The organism is Phaeobacter sp. (assembly GCF_022825805.1).
Lineage (GTDB): Bacteria > Pseudomonadota > Alphaproteobacteria > Rhodobacterales > Rhodobacteraceae > Phaeobacter.
In genome coordinates this window covers 1-16,015 of sequence record NZ_JAJDWC010000132.1, presented here as the reverse complement: position 1 = coordinate 16,015, position 16,015 = coordinate 1, and the positions used below count along the sequence as shown (strand labels likewise).

The window sequence follows — 16,015 nt, the reverse complement described above, 5'->3', positions numbered from 1 at the left end:
CGCGGCACGCCATGGTTTCGTCAGGTTGTTTGGTCGTCCAGCGCGGCGTCTGGGGCGTTTTTCTTGACTGACTCAATGCCATTGTCTCGCCCGGAGGCGCTTGCATAGCTTTGGGAGGTGCCGATCACCTGACCGTTGGTGGCTTTCAAGTTGAACATATGCTTACCGGATGATGTGTCCTTGCGCTCATATCGCGCGTCATCTGGTGCATTTTTCCGTACCGATGCGATCCCATTCTCGGCGCTGGCCTTTTGCTTGTATCCCTCGCTGGCCAGAATATTCTCGCCATTCCCGGCTTTCAGGCGAAATCGGAATTCCCCTGCTTTGTCTTCGTAGAGTTCAAACTTCCCGGCCATCTTTTACCTCCAATTGTATTTTACAAAGCAAGTAGAGCATGGCTTTGGGGATCCGGCAACGATTTCGCAGCCTGCTGGACGGGGTGGGCCAGTTGTCGTTGTGCGAATTAGTCTTGGTTTTGCTTTTCTTTGTAAGCTTGCCACAGATCCGGCCGGCGATCTTGGGTGATGGTCTCGCTCATCATCTGGCGCCATTGGGCAATTTTGCCGTGGTGGCCCGACATCAACACATCGGGGATGTCGCGCCCGTTCCATGTCGCAGGTCGGGTGTATTGCGGATGTTCCAGCAGACCGGAGGAGAAACTCTCGTCCTCTGCCGAGGCCTGATTGCCCAAAACGCCGGGAAGCAGCCGAACGGTGCCATCAATCAATGCCTGCGCGGCGATCTCTCCGCCTGTCATTACGAAATCGCCAAGAGAGACCTCGATGATCTGATAGTGCTCCAATACGCGTTCGTCCACACCTTCGAAACGACCACAGAGCAGCGTAACGCCATCAGAACCTGCCAGTTTCTGCATCAGAGCCTGATCCATCCGCTGACCTCTGGGGGACAGGTAGATCAGGGGCCATTTGTCGGTTGTGTTGGTCATCGCCGCATCGATGGCCTGTCCCAGCACGTCAGCGCGCAGCACCATGCCTGCGCCTCCACCGGCCGGGGTGTCATCGACATTGCGATGTTTGCCGACCCCAAACTGCCGCAAGTCAAAGGTTTCCAGCTGCCACAAACCCTCTTGCAGAGCTTTGCCGGTCAGGCTTTCTCCGAGCACGCCAGGGAAAGCAGTGGGAAACAAAGTCATAATGTTCGCTTTCCAAACCCCCACGAGATCCGGGGTCGGCGTGATAAGCTCACGCGGTTTGAAAGATGGACGAATAGCCTTGCGGCCGTGAGATTTGTTTGGCGTGGTCATAGGCAGTTGTGTGTCCAATTTGAACTCTGCGCAACAGAAAGACTGCCGCTTTTACTTGGCGGGGCTATCGTCAGATCGCCGCCGGATCAAGCCTAGTCGAAAATCCCGTCTGGTGGATCTGCAACAATCCGGCCAGCCGCCAGGTCCACGGTGGGCACAGCCGCCAGTGTAAACGGTAGCAAGACCGTGGCGGTTTGACCGGCCGTCGTGATTTCCAACAGATCGCTTGCGCCGTGGTTTTGTACGGATTTCACCTGGCCCAGTAACGCGCCTCCGGTATCATACACATCAAGCCCCATGAGATCTGAATGATAGTACTCATCATCAGGTAGATTTGGCAGCCGGTCTCTGGATACAAACAACCGTACCCCCTTGAGCCCGTCTGCATCTTCCTTGGTTTCCACCCCTCCGATCCGCGCGCTATAGCCATTTTTGATCGCACGGATCAGAGCGATGTTGAACGTCTGACGGCTGTCTTCGGTGCTGAGTGGGCCATAGGTCTCAATATCTTCAGGCACAGCACAGAAGCTTTTGAGACGCACCTCGCCGCGCACCCCATAAGAGCCGGCAATCGCACCGACACAGATTTTATCCGTCATTGTATCCATCCTTCACAGAACCGGGATGAGGACCAGTTTCCCCCGGCCTGGCTGCAGCGTTCTTTCTGATGGCTGCGTTCATAAAGTATGCCAGCTGTAAATGCGATAACAACAAACATGAAGAGCCTGAGCAGGCGCCACATCATAGTTTACCTGATCTCAATCGGCAGAGAATGCCGCCGTTCTTCCCAACCAAGTTGTTCAAGTTCTGGGGTTTTAGAGATGCGTTCCGGATGGCCGACACAAAAATAGCCAATCAGAGCCCATCCAGCAGGGACATCAAGATCACGGTTCAATTGGTCCGGGTCCAAAACAGACACCCAGCCCAACCCCAAACCTTCCGCACGCAGTGCGAGCCAAAACAGCGTAACAGCCGTAACCACCGAATAGCGACGCATCTCGGGCATTGATTGTGCCCCGAGCTTGTGGCCTTTGGTCGTCTCATCATCGCAATAGATGGCGAGCTGGACCGGAGCCTCGCGCATGCCGGACAGTTTCAACTTGGCGTATCTCTTTGCCTTGTCTTCACTGTAGCTTTCGAGCGCCGCTGCATTGGCTTTCTCGAAATTGGCAAGCGCGGCTGCGCGTGCCGCGTCACTGTCGACGCGCACAATGCGCCATGGTTCGCTCAACCCGACGGATGGCGCCAGCTGAATAGCAGAAAGGCAGCGCTGTAGCACTGCCTCATCCACTTGATCTGTGCGGAACCGACGTACATCACGCCGGACCCGCATCAACAGATCTAGCTGCTTGCGGAAGTCTTCAGGAAAAGAATTATCCCGCAGCTCCATCAGCTCACTCCGCGTCAGCGGTGGCTTCGGCAGCTTTTGCGGCCTTCTCTTCAGCGCGCTCCTGAGCTTTCTTGCCCGGGGTGCCTTTTTTCGGGTTGTTGCGCTCGACTTTTTCGCGAACACCGGCTGCTTCCAGCATGCGTGCAACACGGTCTGTGGGCTGTGCGCCCTGGCTCAGCCAGTGCTGTACGCGCTCCATGTCCATTTTCACGCGCTCTTCGCTGTCTTTGGGCAGCAGAGGGTTGTATGTGCCCAGCTTCTCGATGAAGCGGCCGTCGCGAGGCATACGGCTGTCAGCTGCAACGATGCGGTAGAAGGGGCGCTTTTTCGAGCCGCCACGGGCCAAGCGGATTTTCATTGCCATGGGTTCAGTCTCCTTTAATGGCGTCCAGGGAGGTCCCTGTCATTCCTGGTGTTTTTTATGGTGTCGGATGACTTCCTGAATGATGAAATTCAGAAAAGCCTTGGCGAAATCAGGGTCCAGGTCGGCCTGTTTTGCCAGGTCTTCTAGCCGTGCGATCTGCGCGATTTCGCGCGTTGGATCGGACGGGGGAAGGTCGTGTTCTGCCTTAAGCTTGCCCACAGCCTGGGTATGCTTGAACCGTTCGCCCAGCGTGTAGACGAGGATCGCATCCAGGCGGTCAATGCTCTCACGATGCCCTTTCAGCACACGCGCGGCGCGGGTCACTTGATCTTGCGGCGGTGTTGCTGTGTCAGACGTCATGACTGTCTCCAAGAGGTTGGACAGAAGGGGAAAAGAGTTCAGCGAAGTCAACCCTGAGGGTACTATACCGTGGTTGAGACAGCTGTATAGCGTTGATTAAGGCTGCTTGATGTTGCGGCATCCGGTGATCAGTCAATGGCCCAACCTTTCGGTTTGAACAGCGGATCAGCATAGTGGCTGATTTCCATTTCAATGCCATGTGCGAGTTGGCTATCGCTGAGCGCAGCAGGCGAGGGATGCCGGTAAACGGCATCATTGCCGTCGATGGTTGCGGCGTCGCGGTCTTTTTTCGCCCCCAACCGTTCGGCCAAGCGAATGGAATCCAGGTTCTTGGGGTCGATGTAGCTGACCGCACCTTCCCAACCCTGGTGCTCATACAAATAGGCGCGTGCTGCATGGGTGGCTTCGAGCGCATAGCCTTTGCCTGCGGCATCCGGCCAGATGATCCAGGCGATTTCCTGTTCGGGCCAACCAGCAGGCTGCCAGCCACCGGCCATGCCATAGGTCTGGTCTGTCACACGGTCGTGGATCATCCACATCCCAAATCCGCGAATGCGCCAATGGCCCATCTCCGCAGCGTAAAGCATCCAAGCCTCATACGGGTTCAGCGGCCCGCCCATAAAACGGGCACGGTAAGAGCTGAACGTGGTTTTGAAGTCCGGATAATCCTCGGCTTCTGGGCCACGCAGGATCAACCGCTGCGTTTCGATAATGGGGATCGATGTGGGCATCAGAGCGTCCTGACCGCCGAAAGTGAACACAGGAACATCATTGCAATCGCCCAACGAAAGAGGTGTGCGCAACGGCCTTTGGCTTTGCCAGATGACGCCAGGTTCGCATGTTTTCAGCAGGTGCCAGCCGGAACGAAACCAATTGCTCGGCTTGGGCGCCCATACGCTGTGCCAGCGCTATGGAGGCGTCATTGTCTTCGGGAATGAAGGACGCGATGTCGCTCCAGTTTTGCTCTTGGAACAGCCACTGCAGAACAGCGTCGGCGGCCTCGGTGGCATAGCCTTTGCCGCGGGCGTCTTCGGTCAGGTGCCAAGACAGTTCTGGTTCGGGCCAGCCTTTGGGAAACCACGGACCAATCAGGCCGACCGGACGTCCAGAACTGCGTTCGATCACGGCAAACAGCCCATAGCCCCGCAAATGCCAGTGGCCGATGATGGTCGCGATGGACCACCACAAAGCATCAGGATCATCAGCCGCTTCGATGAAACGTGGGGCACCGATGCTGAGGAAAGCTTGCTGCGCGTCGAAACTGGCTTCGGCAGGCGAAACCAGTTGCAGCCTCGATGTGTGGAGGCTGGGGAAACGATGACCGTTCTCTGACATACCAATACCCATTTGCGCCGCTGCAATCTCCGATGCGGCTGTCCGGCTATGTTCTTTCAGTGGGTTCAGAATGGCAGATGCGGGCAAACAAGGCGTTAAATTCGTTTCATATAGCGGCAGGGAGCGGTCGTTATGTGGTGTTGATGGCTGCGCCTCCATGGTGCGCAGGTTTTCATTCACGACCTCGCTCCGCCCCAGCAAAGAAGCCGGACGTGGGCAGGGCCGCAAGCGAAACCGCTGGGGCAATATGGAGGGCGAAGGGATCATTATTTTTTCTTGCCAAACCCGCTGAGACCGCCGGGCAATCCGCCCATGCCGCCGAGGCCGGGCAATCCGCCAGGCAGGCCGCCCGGCATTCCCTTGCCTGCGCCCATTACTTTGGCCGCAGCTTCCAGCGCTTTGGGGTCCAACTGGCTTGGGTCCATTCCGCCGGGCATATCTGGCAGTCCGCCACCTTTGCCGAACATGCCTTTCATAGCTTGCTTCAGCATCTTGCCCTTGCCCATTTTGCCCATCTTTTTCATCACATCTGCCATCTGGCGATGCATCTTCAAAAGCTTGTTGAGATCTGACACTTCCATCCCAGAACCCGCCGCAATGCGTTTCTTCCGACCCGCCTGCAGCAGTCCGGGATTGGCGCGCTCTTTCTTTGTCATGGACTGAATCATGGCGATCTGGCGTTTCAGCACTTTGTCGTCCATGCCGGCATCCTGGGCCTGTTTGGCCATTTTGCCCATTCCGGGCATCATCGCCATCATGCCTTCCATGCCGCCCATCTGGAGCATCTGTTCAAGCTGCATTTTAAGGTCGTTCATGTTGAACTGACCTTTCATCATGCGCTTCATCATGCGTTCGGCCTGTTCGGCCTCGATGGTTTCCTGGGCTTTTTCGACCAGCGCGACAATGTCGCCCATGCCCAGGATCCGGCCAGCGATTCGATCGGGTTCGAAGGTCTCGATGGCGTCCATCTTTTCGCCGAGGCCGACAAAACGGATCGGCTTGCCGGTGACGGCGCGCATGGACAGCGCGGCACCGCCGCGGCCATCGCCGTCCATCCGTGTCAGCACGACACCAGAAATACCAATCTTGGCGTCGAATTCTTCAGCGACCTCAACCGCAACCTGGCCAGTAAGACCATCGACAACCAAAAGCGTCTCTCGAGGGGACACGACGTCGCGGACGTCCTCCACCTCTTGCATCAAGACTTCGTCAATCTGCAGCCGGCCCGCGGTGTCGAGCATGTAGACATCATAACCACCAAGAGCGGCTTGTTGCTTGGCGCGCTTGGCGATGTCGACAGGTTTTTGGCCCTTGACGATCGGCAAAGTGTCGACGCCGATCTGGGCGCCCAGAACAGCCAACTGGTCCATCGCAGCCGGACGATAAACATCGAGCGAGGCCAGCAGCACCCGCTTACCTTCTTTTTCTTTCAGGCGTTTGGCCAGTTTACCGGTCGTTGTCGTCTTGCCCGAGCCCTGCAGGCCGACCATCAAGATAGGCGCAGGTGGGTTGTCGATTTTCAGCTGTCCGGGGTCTTCGTCGCCCCGCAGCGTATCGACCAGCGCGTCGTGAACGATTTTCACAACTTGCTGACCAGGTGTCACCGACTTGGTTACCGCTTGGCCTGTGGCCTGCTCCTGGACCTTCTTGATGAACTCGCGTGCGACGGGCAGCGATACATCTGCCTCCAGCAGGGCAACCCGGACTTCGCGCAGGGCTGTTTTGACATCTTCGTCGGACAGCGCGCCCTGTTTGGTCAGCCGATCAAAGACCCCAGAAAGGCGTTCGGATAAATTTTCAAACATGCCTGCGGCCTCCTGTTGCCGGTTTCGACTGTATGCCTCCCAAATCTAGGGAGCAAATGACCCATACGCAATTGCCCCCACGGGCGTAACACGCTGGTGGAGGGCGATCCCCGACAGATGCGAGGACCGGAAGAGAGCTCGTTTCTTCCGGATGCAGCTGTCCGTTACGCCTTTGGCCTTGCTGAGTCAACCCAGGCCATCAAAGGACGCTGGTTCCGGACAGGGCTGTGGTTCTGGGAAATCTCGCTCAGGCAACGCTGAGGCGTGGCAACTCGGTCTCCGTCGCCACAGCCGATCGGACAAAAGGTCCTTGCATCCGCCGCGCAATCGGATTGATTGGCAGCACGTCAATATAATTCAGTGAGCCTACTATGGATGCGTCTTCAAAGTTTCAGGACAGCCTGCCGGTGTCGTCTGATGCTGTTCTTGCCATGTTAGCCGAAAGAGGCGTGCGCTACCGGCTGCATGAGCATGTTCCGCTGCGCACGGTCGAAGACGCGAAAAGCGTTGAGGACGCCTTTATACAGGATGGCGAACGCGCCCTGCGCCTGAAGAACCTCTATCTCCGGGACAAAAAGAAGCGGAACTATCTGATCAGTCTTGAGCAGGATCGCGATATTGATCTCAAATCCCTTGGCGCAGAGCTGGGGTTGGGCAACCTTTCTTTTGGATCGTCCGACCGCTTGCTTCAGAACCTGGGTGTCCGCCCGGGTGCTGTCACGCCGCTTGCCATGATCAACGGGCGCGGGGCGGATGTGACGTTTTTCATGGACAAGGCGCTGCATGAGGCAGATGTCGTCTATATGCATCCGCTTGTGAATGATCGCACGGTTGCGATCAGCTGTGCAGAGTTCCTGGATTTCATGGAATGGTTGAAAGTCGAGATCACCTGGATCTGACAGCATCAGCACCGTTCATCCCAGTGGGAACCAGAGCCTGCTGGCAGAGGGTCCAAAAATATGCATCCTAACACGCAGATGAACCAGACAGGAGGTGGCCATGGACAACTGGGATGAGGTGCGTACCGCGTATCAGGTTGCGAAGATGGGCACCGTCAGCGGGGCTGCAGAAGTGTTGGGCGTTCATCACGCGACCGCAATTCGCCATGTCGATGCGCTGGAGAGTCGTCTGGGGATCAAGCTGTTCCAGCGCCACGCCCGCGGGTACACGCCGACCGAGGCAGGTCAAGATTTGCTCCGGGTTGCGCAGGCCACCGATGATCAGTTCAGCCAGCTGGTCGGTCGACTGAAAGGGCACGGGGATGCCGTATCAGGCGAGCTGGTGGTGACCTCACTGTCTGCCATGTCGTCTATGCTGGTGCCGACATTGACGAAATTTCAAGCCGCTCATCCAGATCTGATCATTCGGTTTTTGACTGGAAGCCGCCTGTTCCGGCTGGAATATGGCGAAGCCCATGTGGCCATCCGGGCCGGTGCGCCGCCAGAACAGCCGGACAATGTTGTTCAGCCGTTCCTGACGCAACAGCACGGGCTCTATGCCAGCCCCGCCTACATTGAAAAATATGGCGAGCTGAAGGGGCTGGATGATATGGCGAACCATCGTTTCGTTGCGAACGATGATGTCGAAAGCCGTGCCCCCTATAGCAAATGGTTGCGGGCGCATGCGCCTGAGTCTGCGCTGGCGTTTCGCTGTGTGACAGTTGTCGCCATGCAGGATGCTCTGCTTTCGGGGGCTGGGATTGGTTTCATGACGCAATGGGAAGCGGCGCGCCATCCAGAGCTGGTGCAAATGATGGAACCCTTGCCAGAATGGACGAGCAGCCTGTGGCTGGTAACTCATGTGGATCTGCATCGTACCCCAAAGGTCCAGACATTCCTGAAATTCCTCAAATCCGAGGCAAAGGCCTGGTCCGCATGACCGCTCAGTCTCGTGGCCATCTGGCCATGCTCTTGTTTTCGGCCTTGGTGGCAGGGTCATTCTCGTTAGGGTCAATGATCGCCAACGACATCGCGCCGATGGCTCTGAATGCAGTCAGGTTCTTGATTGCCGGAGTTGTAATCGGCGTGGCGGCGCAGATCACGCATGGGCTCCGCGCTGATCATTTCCAGGCGCCCTGGCGGTTTGCGGTGTTGGGCGGGCTGTTCGCGATCTATTTTGTTTTGATGTTCTACGGGCTTCAAACGGCTGACCCGGTCAGCACCGCGGCCGTGTTCACTCTAACGCCTGTGATGGCAGCGGTTGCTGGTTTTTTTCTGTTACGTCAAACGACCAGCTGGTCGCTTGCCTTTGCTTTGCTGGTGGGCGCAACCGGAGCCATTTGGGTCATTTTTCGCGGTGACATCGATGCCATCGTGGCTTTTGAAATCGGCCAGGGAGAAATCATCTACTTTTGGGGCTGCGCGGCCCACGCGGTTTATACCCCGATGGTGCGCCGTCTCAACCGGGGCGAACCCGCAGTGGTCTTCACATTCGGGATGTTGATCGCTGGAGCGGTTATTTTGCTGCTGGTGGGCTGGCAGGATATCCGCGCAACCGATTGGATCAATTTGCCATGGCTGGTTTGGGCGGTGCTTTTCTACATCGCGATTTTTGCAAGTGCGGCAACCTTTGTGCTGTTGCAATACGCAACCCTGCATTTGCCCTCTTCCAAGGTGATGGCCTATACCTACCTGACCCCCAGTTGGGTCATCTTATGGGAAATTGCGCTGGGGCGGCCGGCGCCTGGGTCCATTGTCCTGCTTGGTATTCTCTGCACCGTTTGGGCGCTGTGGCTGCTGCTCCGGGAGGGGCGCCCGGCCGGATTGCCGCAGCGCGCGGACTAGGCCAAATCAGTCTGCGGTGGGATCTGATGTCGCCTGGCTGTCCAGTTCGACTTCCAGAAACCGTTCAAACGCATCCAGGTTCACCGGTTCAAACTGACCGAATCCCTGCATCCAGACGCTGGCTGCGCGCATGGCATCTGGCTGCAGTTTGCACCATTTCACCCGTCCGCGTTTCTCCTGCACAATAAGCCCTGCGCGGCTGAGGATGGTCAGATGTTTGGAAATCGCGGCCAAAGACATGTCAAACGGTTCTGCAACGTCGGTGACCGCCATGTCATCCTCCAGAAGCATCGTCATGATTGCACGGCGCGTCGGGTCTGCAAGGGCGGCAAATACACTGTCAATCGGGTCGCTCATGCCCACAGTCGTAAACCGCAAAATCCGGGTCGACAATCCCGCATTCCGCAGCTCACATAGCCACCGCTAAAGAAGGGTACAGTTGGATGGCATTGAAATACTGGGCGATCATCTTTGTTCTGGGCATAGGCTGGGGCATGTCGTTTGTGTTCAATGCCATTTTGCTGCGCGAACTCGGCCCCTTATCCGTCGCCCTCGGGCGGGTGGGATGCGGCGCGCTGGGGTGCTGGATCTATGTCATCGCTCGGCGCAAATCGGTTCGGATTAGCCTGGGCCGTTGGCTTGCGCTGTTTGGGTTTGGGGTGCTCAGCTATGCGGCGCCATTTGCGTTCTATGCGATTGGGCAACAGCATATCGCCAGTGGCGTGGCGGGCATCCTGAACGCGTTGACCCCGGCACTGGCCGTTGTCGTGGCGCATTTCTGGCCGCAGGGGGAACGCGCGACCGTTCTGAAATCCCTTGGCGTGATCTGCGGGTTCATCGGCATTGTCGTATTGTCCCTGCCTCTCTTGCAGCAAGGCCGCACCTCAGAGATTTGGGCCGTCTTCATCACATTGCTGGCGCCGGTCTGCTACGCCTTCTCCGTGAATGTGGCACGTTACTTCCGCGAGGTGGAGCCCGTCGTCCTGGTCGCGATCGCGCTCACCGGCGCAGCTATGTTTATGGCCCCCCTCGCCATAGGCGCTGAGGGTTGGCCTGTGATCACCCGGTTTGAAACGTGGTTCGCGCTGTTTGTGATCGGCTTTGTCCTCACATCTGCGGCCTTCATTCTGTTCTACTGGGTGCTGCCAAAAGTGGGACCCACTAACATCACAATGCCGACGTTGATCGCCCCGGTGTCTGCGCTTGCGTTTGGCGCATTTATTCTGGGTGAGCCTTTTCGCTTAGAGCACATTGTCGGAATGGGAGTGATCCTGCTGGGGCTCCTGTTGATCGACGGCCGGATCCTGGGGTTTCTGCGCCGTCCAAAGGCTGTGCGGTAAAATCAACCTTTTGGTTGAATATGCGTTTTGGCTGGTGGGCGGCGCTTTTCCAGCCATTCTTCCCTGTGACGGATTGTCTGACCTGCAGTAAAGATCATATTTTTCAGTGTCTTGTAGCGTTTCATGCGATGCCGCTTGCGTTGTTGACTCTGAACGTCCGACCCCTTAGCACCGCACAAAGACTTCACGTGAGGATGGCGCCCTTGACGGACGAGCCACATAAGCAGCGATTGGCGCAGCTGGAGGCACGACTGGCAGAGGCGCGTAAGGCGCAAGAGCCCAAGCCGCGCGTGGATGAGCATTATTCGACGGCCAATCAGGCATGGAGAATGGTGATCGAATTGGTAGCCGGTCTGATGATCGGATTTGGCATGGGATACGGATTGGACCTCCTGTTAGGAACAATACCGATATTCCTTGTGATATTTACGATACTGGGCCTGGCGGCCGGAGTGAAAACAATGCTCCGCAGCGCACAGGAAATCCAGGAAAAGAAACTGGCCGAAATGGCCGAACAAGATGCGCAAGACCGGGACTGATCCCCCGGCGACAGGAGAAACGGGACAATGGGCAAACTTATCTTTGGTGCAGCATTCCTGCTGGTACTTGCATCCGGGCTGTTCTTTGCACCCGCGACACCGGGTCTTCAGATTCACCCAACCGATCAGTTCATCGTAAAGCCGCTCGGCGGCGCAGCTGGTATCAGCTTTTACACCCCAACAAACGTGACCCTTTGGATGGGGCTCGCGATTGTGGCGATCTTTGCACTGATGGTCCTGGGATCCGCGAAACGCGCCATCGTACCATCGCGCGTACAGTCGGTTGCTGAGCTGGCCTACGGCTTCATTTACAAAATGGTCGAAGACGTGACCGGCAAAGACGGTCTGAAGTTCTTCCCGTACATCATGACGCTCTTCATGTTCATCCTGACCGCGAACATGCTGGGCCTGATCCCTGGTAGCTTCACGACCACGTCGCACTTCGCTGTGACCGCCGTTTTGGCGATGCTGGTGTTCGTCACCGTGACTGTCACTGGTTTTGTGCTGCATGGCACGAAATTCCTCGGCCTTTTCTGGGTCAGCTCCGCACCGTTGGCACTGCGCCCAGTGCTCGCAATCATCGAGCTGATCTCTTATTTCGTACGCCCCGTCAGCCACTGCATCCGTCTTGCAGGTAACCTGATGGCGGGCCACGCGGTTCTGAAGGTGTTCGCAGGTTTTGCAGGCGCGCTTGGCCTGTTCAGCTTCCTGCCGATCTTTGCCATCACCGCTGTCTACGCACTCGAAGTTCTCGTGTCCTTCATTCAGGCGTACGTATTTACCATTCTGACTTGTGTGTATCTGAAAGACGCACTGCACCCGTCGCACTAAGCGTCGGACAAGTCTGAACCACTGATCCTCAACTTCCAATCGTAAGGAGATATACAATGGAAGGCGAACTCGCACACATCGGCGCTGGCCTGGCTGGCATGGGTACTGGTATTGCTGCACTGGGTGTTGGCAATGTTGCAGCCAACTTCCTGGCAGGCGCTCTGCGCAATCCATCTGCTGCGGCCTCTCAGACCGCAACTCTCTTCATCGGCATCGCATTCGCAGAAGCCCTGGGCATCTTCTCGTTCCTGGTCGCTCTGCTGCTGATGTTCGCCGTCTAAGACCCTTCGGAACCATTTTCCTTACGGCCGGGCAGTGACATCATTTCACTGCCCGGTGTAACGGCAAGTTCCCTAGGAGGACGACATGGCAACTCAGACGCAGGACGCAGGTTACGGCGCTGCTGACGCAGCCCAGAGTTCAGGCGGCATGCCGCAGCTGGACTTTTCGACCTATGCGAACCAGGTCTTCTGGCTCGTGGTCACGCTTGTCGTGATCTACTTTATCCTGTCGCGCATCGCGCTGCCTCGTATTGCAGCAGTGCTGGCCGAGCGTCAGGGAACCATTACAAACGATCTCGCCGCAGCTGAGGACCTGAAATCCAAAGCTATCGAGGCAGAAGCCGCCTATAATCAGGCTCTGGCAGATGCCCGTGTCGAGGCGCAGCGGATTGCTGCTGAAGCGCGCGCTGAAATTCAGGCCGACCTGGATGATGCGATTGCGAAGGCAGACGCCCAGATCGCAGCAAAAGCCGCTGAATCAGAGGCGACCATCGCTGAGATCAAAGCTGGTGCGATGGAAAGCATCGAAGCTGTTGCAGTTGAAACAGCGACAGAAATCGTTTCCGCGTTTGGCGGGAAATCGGACGACAAAGCCATCGCAGATGCGGTCGCTGAGCGGATGAAAGGATAAGAGCATGCGCAACGTTTTTGTTCTTGCCCTGACATTTGGCGCCAGCAGCCCTGCATTTGCAGCTTCTGGTCCTTTCTTCTCGATGAGCAACACCGACTTCGTCGTCACGCTCGCTTTCTTGCTCTTCATCGGTATTTTGCTTTATGCGAAAGTGCCTGGTTTGCTTGGTGGACAACTGGACGCACGTGCGGACGGCATCAAGAAAGATCTGGAAGAGGCACGCTCCCTGCGTGAAGAAGCGCAGACCATTCTGGCGTCTTACGAACGTAAGCAGCAAGAGGTTCAGGAACAGGCCAACCGGATCGTCGCAAGCGCTCGCGAAGATGCGGCTCAGGCTGCTGAACAGGCGAAAGCAGATCTTGAAACTTCGATCAGCCGTCGGCTTACCGCAGCAGAAGAGCAAATCGCTGCTGCGCAGAATTCGGCTGTGAAAGAAGTGCGCGATCAGGCGATCGTTGTTGCGATCCAGGCCGCGGATGCTGTCATTTCCAAACAGATGACTGCGGCTGACGCGAACAAGCTGATCGACGCTGCTATTACAGATGTAGACACCAAGCTGCACTGACTACTGGCTGACATTTGATATAAAAAAACCCGGCCAACAGGCCGGGTTTTTTGCATTCCTGGGCTGAGATTTGGGCATATATCCTCTGCCAGCTGCTTTCGGTACCCAGGGTTGAAACCTCTTTTTTCGTCAAATCAGAGGACCCGTTCGCTGACCTTATGGTCCGCCATTCCGATTTGATCGGTCATGGCAATGTGGCTCGTGCTGTAGTCCTTTGCAGGTGCCTTAGGGCGCGGAACTGAAATGCCCCTAGAGATAGCTTGGCATCACAGGATTTATCCTGTTTTCCGAGGGTCCTATTTTGATAGCCATGGCTTTGTCGGCGAAAAAGTCTGTTTAGGCGTACCCTCTGAGGGGGAAAGAAGTCGGCGTCAGTCGCATACAAAAACGCCCCAGCCGACGGGGCAGGGGCGCAATTGAACCAGCTAAATGTGGCGCTTCAGATGTCTTTGGTCAGCTCGCGTTGCGGTACTCTTCGGCGTCATGGGCCATCGCTGTGACATTCGTGTGGGTACTGGTGTCAAAATGCTCCATCAATCCAACGAGTGTCTGCGCATCCGAGCGAAGCATATGGCCAGCAGCATTGGCCTCTTCGACCATGGCCGCATTTTGTTGTGTCACTTGATCAAGTTGGCTGACACCGACGTTGATCTCGCTCAGGCCATTGGCCTGTTCTGTCGCGCCGGTTGCGATGTCAGATACCAGTGAGGAGATGTGATTGACCCGTTCGACAATGCGTTCGATTGCATCGCCTGCTTTGCCGACAAGATCCACACCCTGTTCAACCTGACCCGTGCTGGTGGCGATCAAGCTTTTGATCTCCATGGCGGCGTCTGCGGATCTTTGTGCCAGGGCACGTACTTCGCTGGCCACCACGGCAAAGCCTTTACCCGCCTCGCCGGCGCGCGCGGCTTCAACACCGGCGTTCAATGCGAGAAGGTTGGTCTGGAATGCGATATCGTCGATCACGCTGATGATACGGGAAATCTGTGCAGAGGATTCTTCGATTTCGCTCATTGCGGAGACGGCGGTTTGAACGATTTCACCGCTGTTTTCAGCCTCACTGCGGGCTTCGGTCATCGTGCGTTCTACGCTTTTTGCGCCATCGGCCGCAGATTTGACCGAAACGGTGAGCTGTTCCAAGGCGGCAGCTGTTTCTTCAAGTGTTGCGGCCTGGCTTTCTGTGCGTTGGGACAGGTCGTCAGAAGACCGACTGATTTCGGATGCGCCGTTGTGGATGCTGCTGGTGGCATCGCGGACCTGCACGATCGTGCCGCGCAGCGTATCGACGGTGCTGTTGAAGTTGTTTTGCAGCTTGCTGTATTCCTCGGCGAACGGTGTCTCGATGCGGCAATCAAGGCGTCCCTGCGCGAGAGAGGCCAGATGATCGCCAAGAATATCGACCATGCGAACGGTTTCTTCCTGGGTCTGTCGTGCGCGAGATTCGGCCTCTGCAGCGACAGCAGCTTGCTCCTCTGCGTTGGCTTGCTGAACTTTGAGCGCTTTGTCCGCCGCTTTGCTCTTGAGCAGGCTCAGCAGTAGAACGCCTGATTCCAGCAGTACGATAGACGCATGTAGGATGGTCCGCTGCAGGTTTTCCATGAGGCCGCCGCCAGGATAAACGAGGTTTGGCAGCAGCAGGCTGAATGACACGTGGTGAAGGGCGACCAAGACGGTCGCGAACACCAACGCCGCCGGGTTGGCCAGCGTGGACACAATCGCCAGCACGGCGAAGAACAACATATGAGCGTCGAGCTGCCAGGGGTGCCCATTCAATGCGGCGGCGAACAGGATACAATGGGCCACAAAACAGAAGCTGAGAAGATAGTCGCGGGTGGATGCCACCAGCCGCTGCGACGCGAACGCCAATACCGCAAGCCCCAGCCCAATAACGGCGAAAATCCACCAATCCGCACTGCCGTTCAGAAAATACGATGACAGCGCAGGCACCGGGGTCAACACCCAGCTAGAGACCTGCTGGATACGGCGCTCGGCGTGGCCTTGTGTTTCCGCGGTCTGGTCGCCGGTTAAGCCCTGGCTGTTGTTCAGTTCAAACATAATTCCAATACCTTTCTCGCATCCAAAACCAAAAGGGCGCCGTGTTTATAGAGGTCAGCTGAGCTTTCAGGTGTCTCGAGCACGACCATTGCGCCGAATGGAGCCTGATCTGGGGCGATTTCCACCGCTCCCGCGCGTTCAATGATCGTGGTGGCCGTGGGGCCCCAGGGTGCGGTCACAATCAGCGCCGGGTCACCAGGGCGCGGTGGCGCACCGCCAAACAACATGGCTGCGGGGGCGCAGATCACCAGCACCGCGCAGCTGAGCATGAGCAGGAAATTTTGGGTTGCTGTCGCCATGACCTATCCAGGTTTACTACCTAGAACATGTCTATACTTAGCGTCATCGAACTTCCGAGTTTTGATGAGTTGACGTCATGCGTGAAAACGGTTCAGTTAGGCTCATGATCCGCCCCGGTTTTCTTACCCCTTCAGAGCGTCGAGAGCTTGAGGCTTGCGTGCGCAGTCAT

General features: G+C 56.9%; 22 protein-coding genes. 9 read left to right on the top strand and 13 right to left on the bottom strand.

Going from position 1 to position 16,015, the window contains the following annotated elements; genetic code table 11:
- Nucleotides 1–20: 20 nt before the first annotated feature.
- The 9 genes from Q0C28_RS15390 to ffh form a co-directional block, all read right to left on the bottom strand.
- Nucleotides 21–356 carry a YegP family protein gene (locus Q0C28_RS15390; RefSeq protein ID WP_293577097.1) on the bottom strand — a complete coding sequence of 112 codons (336 nt, stop codon included), beginning with the start codon at nucleotides 354–356 and terminating at the stop codon, nucleotides 21–23.
- A gap of 107 nt (nucleotides 357–463) precedes the next feature.
- The gene (gene trmD / locus Q0C28_RS15385; protein WP_293577095.1) at nucleotides 464–1,264 is read right to left on the bottom strand and encodes a tRNA (guanosine(37)-N1)-methyltransferase TrmD; all 801 of its coding nucleotides are present in this window, start codon (nucleotides 1,262–1,264) and stop codon (nucleotides 464–466) included.
- 92 nt (nucleotides 1,265–1,356) lie between these two features.
- Nucleotides 1,357–1,863: a ribosome maturation factor RimM gene (rimM, locus tag Q0C28_RS15380; RefSeq protein WP_293577093.1), complete on the bottom strand. Its 507-nt coding sequence runs from the start codon at nucleotides 1,861–1,863 to the stop codon at nucleotides 1,357–1,359.
- A 149-nt stretch (nucleotides 1,864–2,012) separates the two neighbouring features.
- Complete coding sequence (gene bluB / locus Q0C28_RS15375) at nucleotides 2,013–2,654, bottom strand: 5,6-dimethylbenzimidazole synthase (protein WP_293577091.1); 642 nt, start codon at nucleotides 2,652–2,654, stop codon at nucleotides 2,013–2,015.
- Nucleotides 2,655–2,658: 4 nt separating this feature from the next.
- A complete protein-coding gene (gene rpsP / locus Q0C28_RS15370; RefSeq protein ID WP_293577089.1) occupies nucleotides 2,659–3,018 on the bottom strand; it encodes a 30S ribosomal protein S16 in 360 nt (119 codons plus the stop codon).
- 39 nt (nucleotides 3,019–3,057) lie between these two features.
- Nucleotides 3,058–3,378, bottom strand: a complete 321-nt coding sequence (locus Q0C28_RS15365) for a chorismate mutase (RefSeq protein WP_293577087.1) — start codon at nucleotides 3,376–3,378, stop codon at nucleotides 3,058–3,060.
- Between the two features lie 128 nt (nucleotides 3,379–3,506).
- Complete coding sequence (locus Q0C28_RS15360) at nucleotides 3,507–4,109, bottom strand: GNAT family N-acetyltransferase (protein WP_293577085.1); 603 nt, start codon at nucleotides 4,107–4,109, stop codon at nucleotides 3,507–3,509.
- 37 nt (nucleotides 4,110–4,146) lie between these two features.
- Nucleotides 4,147–4,980, bottom strand: coding sequence for a GNAT family N-acetyltransferase (locus tag Q0C28_RS15355; protein WP_293577083.1), 834 nt, complete (start codon nucleotides 4,978–4,980; stop codon nucleotides 4,147–4,149).
- The gene (ffh, locus tag Q0C28_RS15350) at nucleotides 4,980–6,518 is read right to left on the bottom strand and encodes a signal recognition particle protein (RefSeq protein ID WP_293577081.1); all 1,539 of its coding nucleotides are present in this window, start codon (nucleotides 6,516–6,518) and stop codon (nucleotides 4,980–4,982) included. Before ffh ends, Q0C28_RS15355 begins: the two co-directional genes overlap by 1 nt.
- Before the next feature lie 371 nt (nucleotides 6,519–6,889).
- Between ffh and Q0C28_RS15345 the strand changes: the two genes are divergently transcribed.
- The 3 genes from Q0C28_RS15345 (at nucleotide 6,890) to Q0C28_RS15335 (ending at nucleotide 9,301) form a co-directional block, all read left to right on the top strand.
- A complete protein-coding gene (locus tag Q0C28_RS15345) occupies nucleotides 6,890–7,417 on the top strand; it encodes a prolyl-tRNA synthetase associated domain-containing protein (RefSeq protein ID WP_293577079.1) in 528 nt (175 codons plus the stop codon).
- 100 nt (nucleotides 7,418–7,517) lie between these two features.
- Nucleotides 7,518–8,396, top strand: coding sequence for a LysR family transcriptional regulator (locus Q0C28_RS15340; protein ID WP_293577077.1), 879 nt, complete (start codon nucleotides 7,518–7,520; stop codon nucleotides 8,394–8,396).
- Nucleotides 8,393–9,301 carry a DMT family transporter gene (locus Q0C28_RS15335; protein ID WP_293577075.1) on the top strand — a complete coding sequence of 303 codons (909 nt, stop codon included), beginning with the start codon at nucleotides 8,393–8,395 and terminating at the stop codon, nucleotides 9,299–9,301. The genes Q0C28_RS15340 and Q0C28_RS15335 overlap by 4 nt, the downstream gene beginning before the upstream one ends.
- Before the next feature lie 6 nt (nucleotides 9,302–9,307).
- Here the strand turns inward: Q0C28_RS15335 and Q0C28_RS15330 are convergent, their stop codons facing one another.
- Nucleotides 9,308–9,658, bottom strand: a complete 351-nt coding sequence (locus Q0C28_RS15330) for a metalloregulator ArsR/SmtB family transcription factor (protein WP_293577073.1) — start codon at nucleotides 9,656–9,658, stop codon at nucleotides 9,308–9,310.
- Between the two features lie 86 nt (nucleotides 9,659–9,744).
- On the opposite strand from Q0C28_RS15330, the gene Q0C28_RS15325 reads away from it, so the two are divergent.
- Nucleotides 9,745–10,641, top strand: coding sequence for a DMT family transporter (locus Q0C28_RS15325; protein WP_293577071.1), 897 nt, complete (start codon nucleotides 9,745–9,747; stop codon nucleotides 10,639–10,641).
- A 2-nt stretch (nucleotides 10,642–10,643) separates the two neighbouring features.
- Here the strand turns inward: Q0C28_RS15325 and Q0C28_RS15320 are convergent, their stop codons facing one another.
- Nucleotides 10,644–10,766 carry a hypothetical protein gene (locus Q0C28_RS15320; RefSeq protein ID WP_293577069.1) on the bottom strand — a complete coding sequence of 41 codons (123 nt, stop codon included), beginning with the start codon at nucleotides 10,764–10,766 and terminating at the stop codon, nucleotides 10,644–10,646.
- A gap of 69 nt (nucleotides 10,767–10,835) precedes the next feature.
- Between Q0C28_RS15320 and Q0C28_RS15315 the strand changes: the two genes are divergently transcribed.
- The 5 genes from Q0C28_RS15315 (at nucleotide 10,836) to Q0C28_RS15295 (ending at nucleotide 13,488) form a co-directional block, all read left to right on the top strand.
- The gene (locus Q0C28_RS15315) at nucleotides 10,836–11,180 is read left to right on the top strand and encodes an AtpZ/AtpI family protein (RefSeq protein ID WP_293577067.1); all 345 of its coding nucleotides are present in this window, start codon (nucleotides 10,836–10,838) and stop codon (nucleotides 11,178–11,180) included.
- A 27-nt stretch (nucleotides 11,181–11,207) separates the two neighbouring features.
- A complete protein-coding gene (locus Q0C28_RS15310) occupies nucleotides 11,208–12,011 on the top strand; it encodes a F0F1 ATP synthase subunit A (RefSeq protein WP_293577065.1) in 804 nt (267 codons plus the stop codon).
- 56 nt (nucleotides 12,012–12,067) lie between these two features.
- Nucleotides 12,068–12,292: a F0F1 ATP synthase subunit C gene (locus tag Q0C28_RS15305; protein WP_008562443.1), complete on the top strand. Its 225-nt coding sequence runs from the start codon at nucleotides 12,068–12,070 to the stop codon at nucleotides 12,290–12,292.
- An 85-nt stretch (nucleotides 12,293–12,377) separates the two neighbouring features.
- Nucleotides 12,378–12,923: a F0F1 ATP synthase subunit B' gene (locus Q0C28_RS15300; RefSeq protein WP_293577059.1), complete on the top strand. Its 546-nt coding sequence runs from the start codon at nucleotides 12,378–12,380 to the stop codon at nucleotides 12,921–12,923.
- Nucleotides 12,924–12,927: 4 nt separating this feature from the next.
- Nucleotides 12,928–13,488, top strand: a complete 561-nt coding sequence (locus Q0C28_RS15295; RefSeq protein WP_293577058.1) for a F0F1 ATP synthase subunit B — start codon at nucleotides 12,928–12,930, stop codon at nucleotides 13,486–13,488.
- Nucleotides 13,489–13,941: 453 nt separating this feature from the next.
- Here the strand turns inward: Q0C28_RS15295 and Q0C28_RS15290 are convergent, their stop codons facing one another.
- Both Q0C28_RS15290 and Q0C28_RS15285 read right to left on the bottom strand, forming a co-directional pair.
- Nucleotides 13,942–15,546, bottom strand: coding sequence for a methyl-accepting chemotaxis protein (locus Q0C28_RS15290; RefSeq protein WP_293577057.1), 1,605 nt, complete (start codon nucleotides 15,544–15,546; stop codon nucleotides 13,942–13,944).
- The gene (locus Q0C28_RS15285) at nucleotides 15,534–15,845 is read right to left on the bottom strand and encodes a hypothetical protein (RefSeq protein WP_293577056.1); all 312 of its coding nucleotides are present in this window, start codon (nucleotides 15,843–15,845) and stop codon (nucleotides 15,534–15,536) included. The genes Q0C28_RS15290 and Q0C28_RS15285 overlap by 13 nt, the downstream gene beginning before the upstream one ends.
- Between the last annotated feature and the right edge of the window lie 170 nt (nucleotides 15,846–16,015).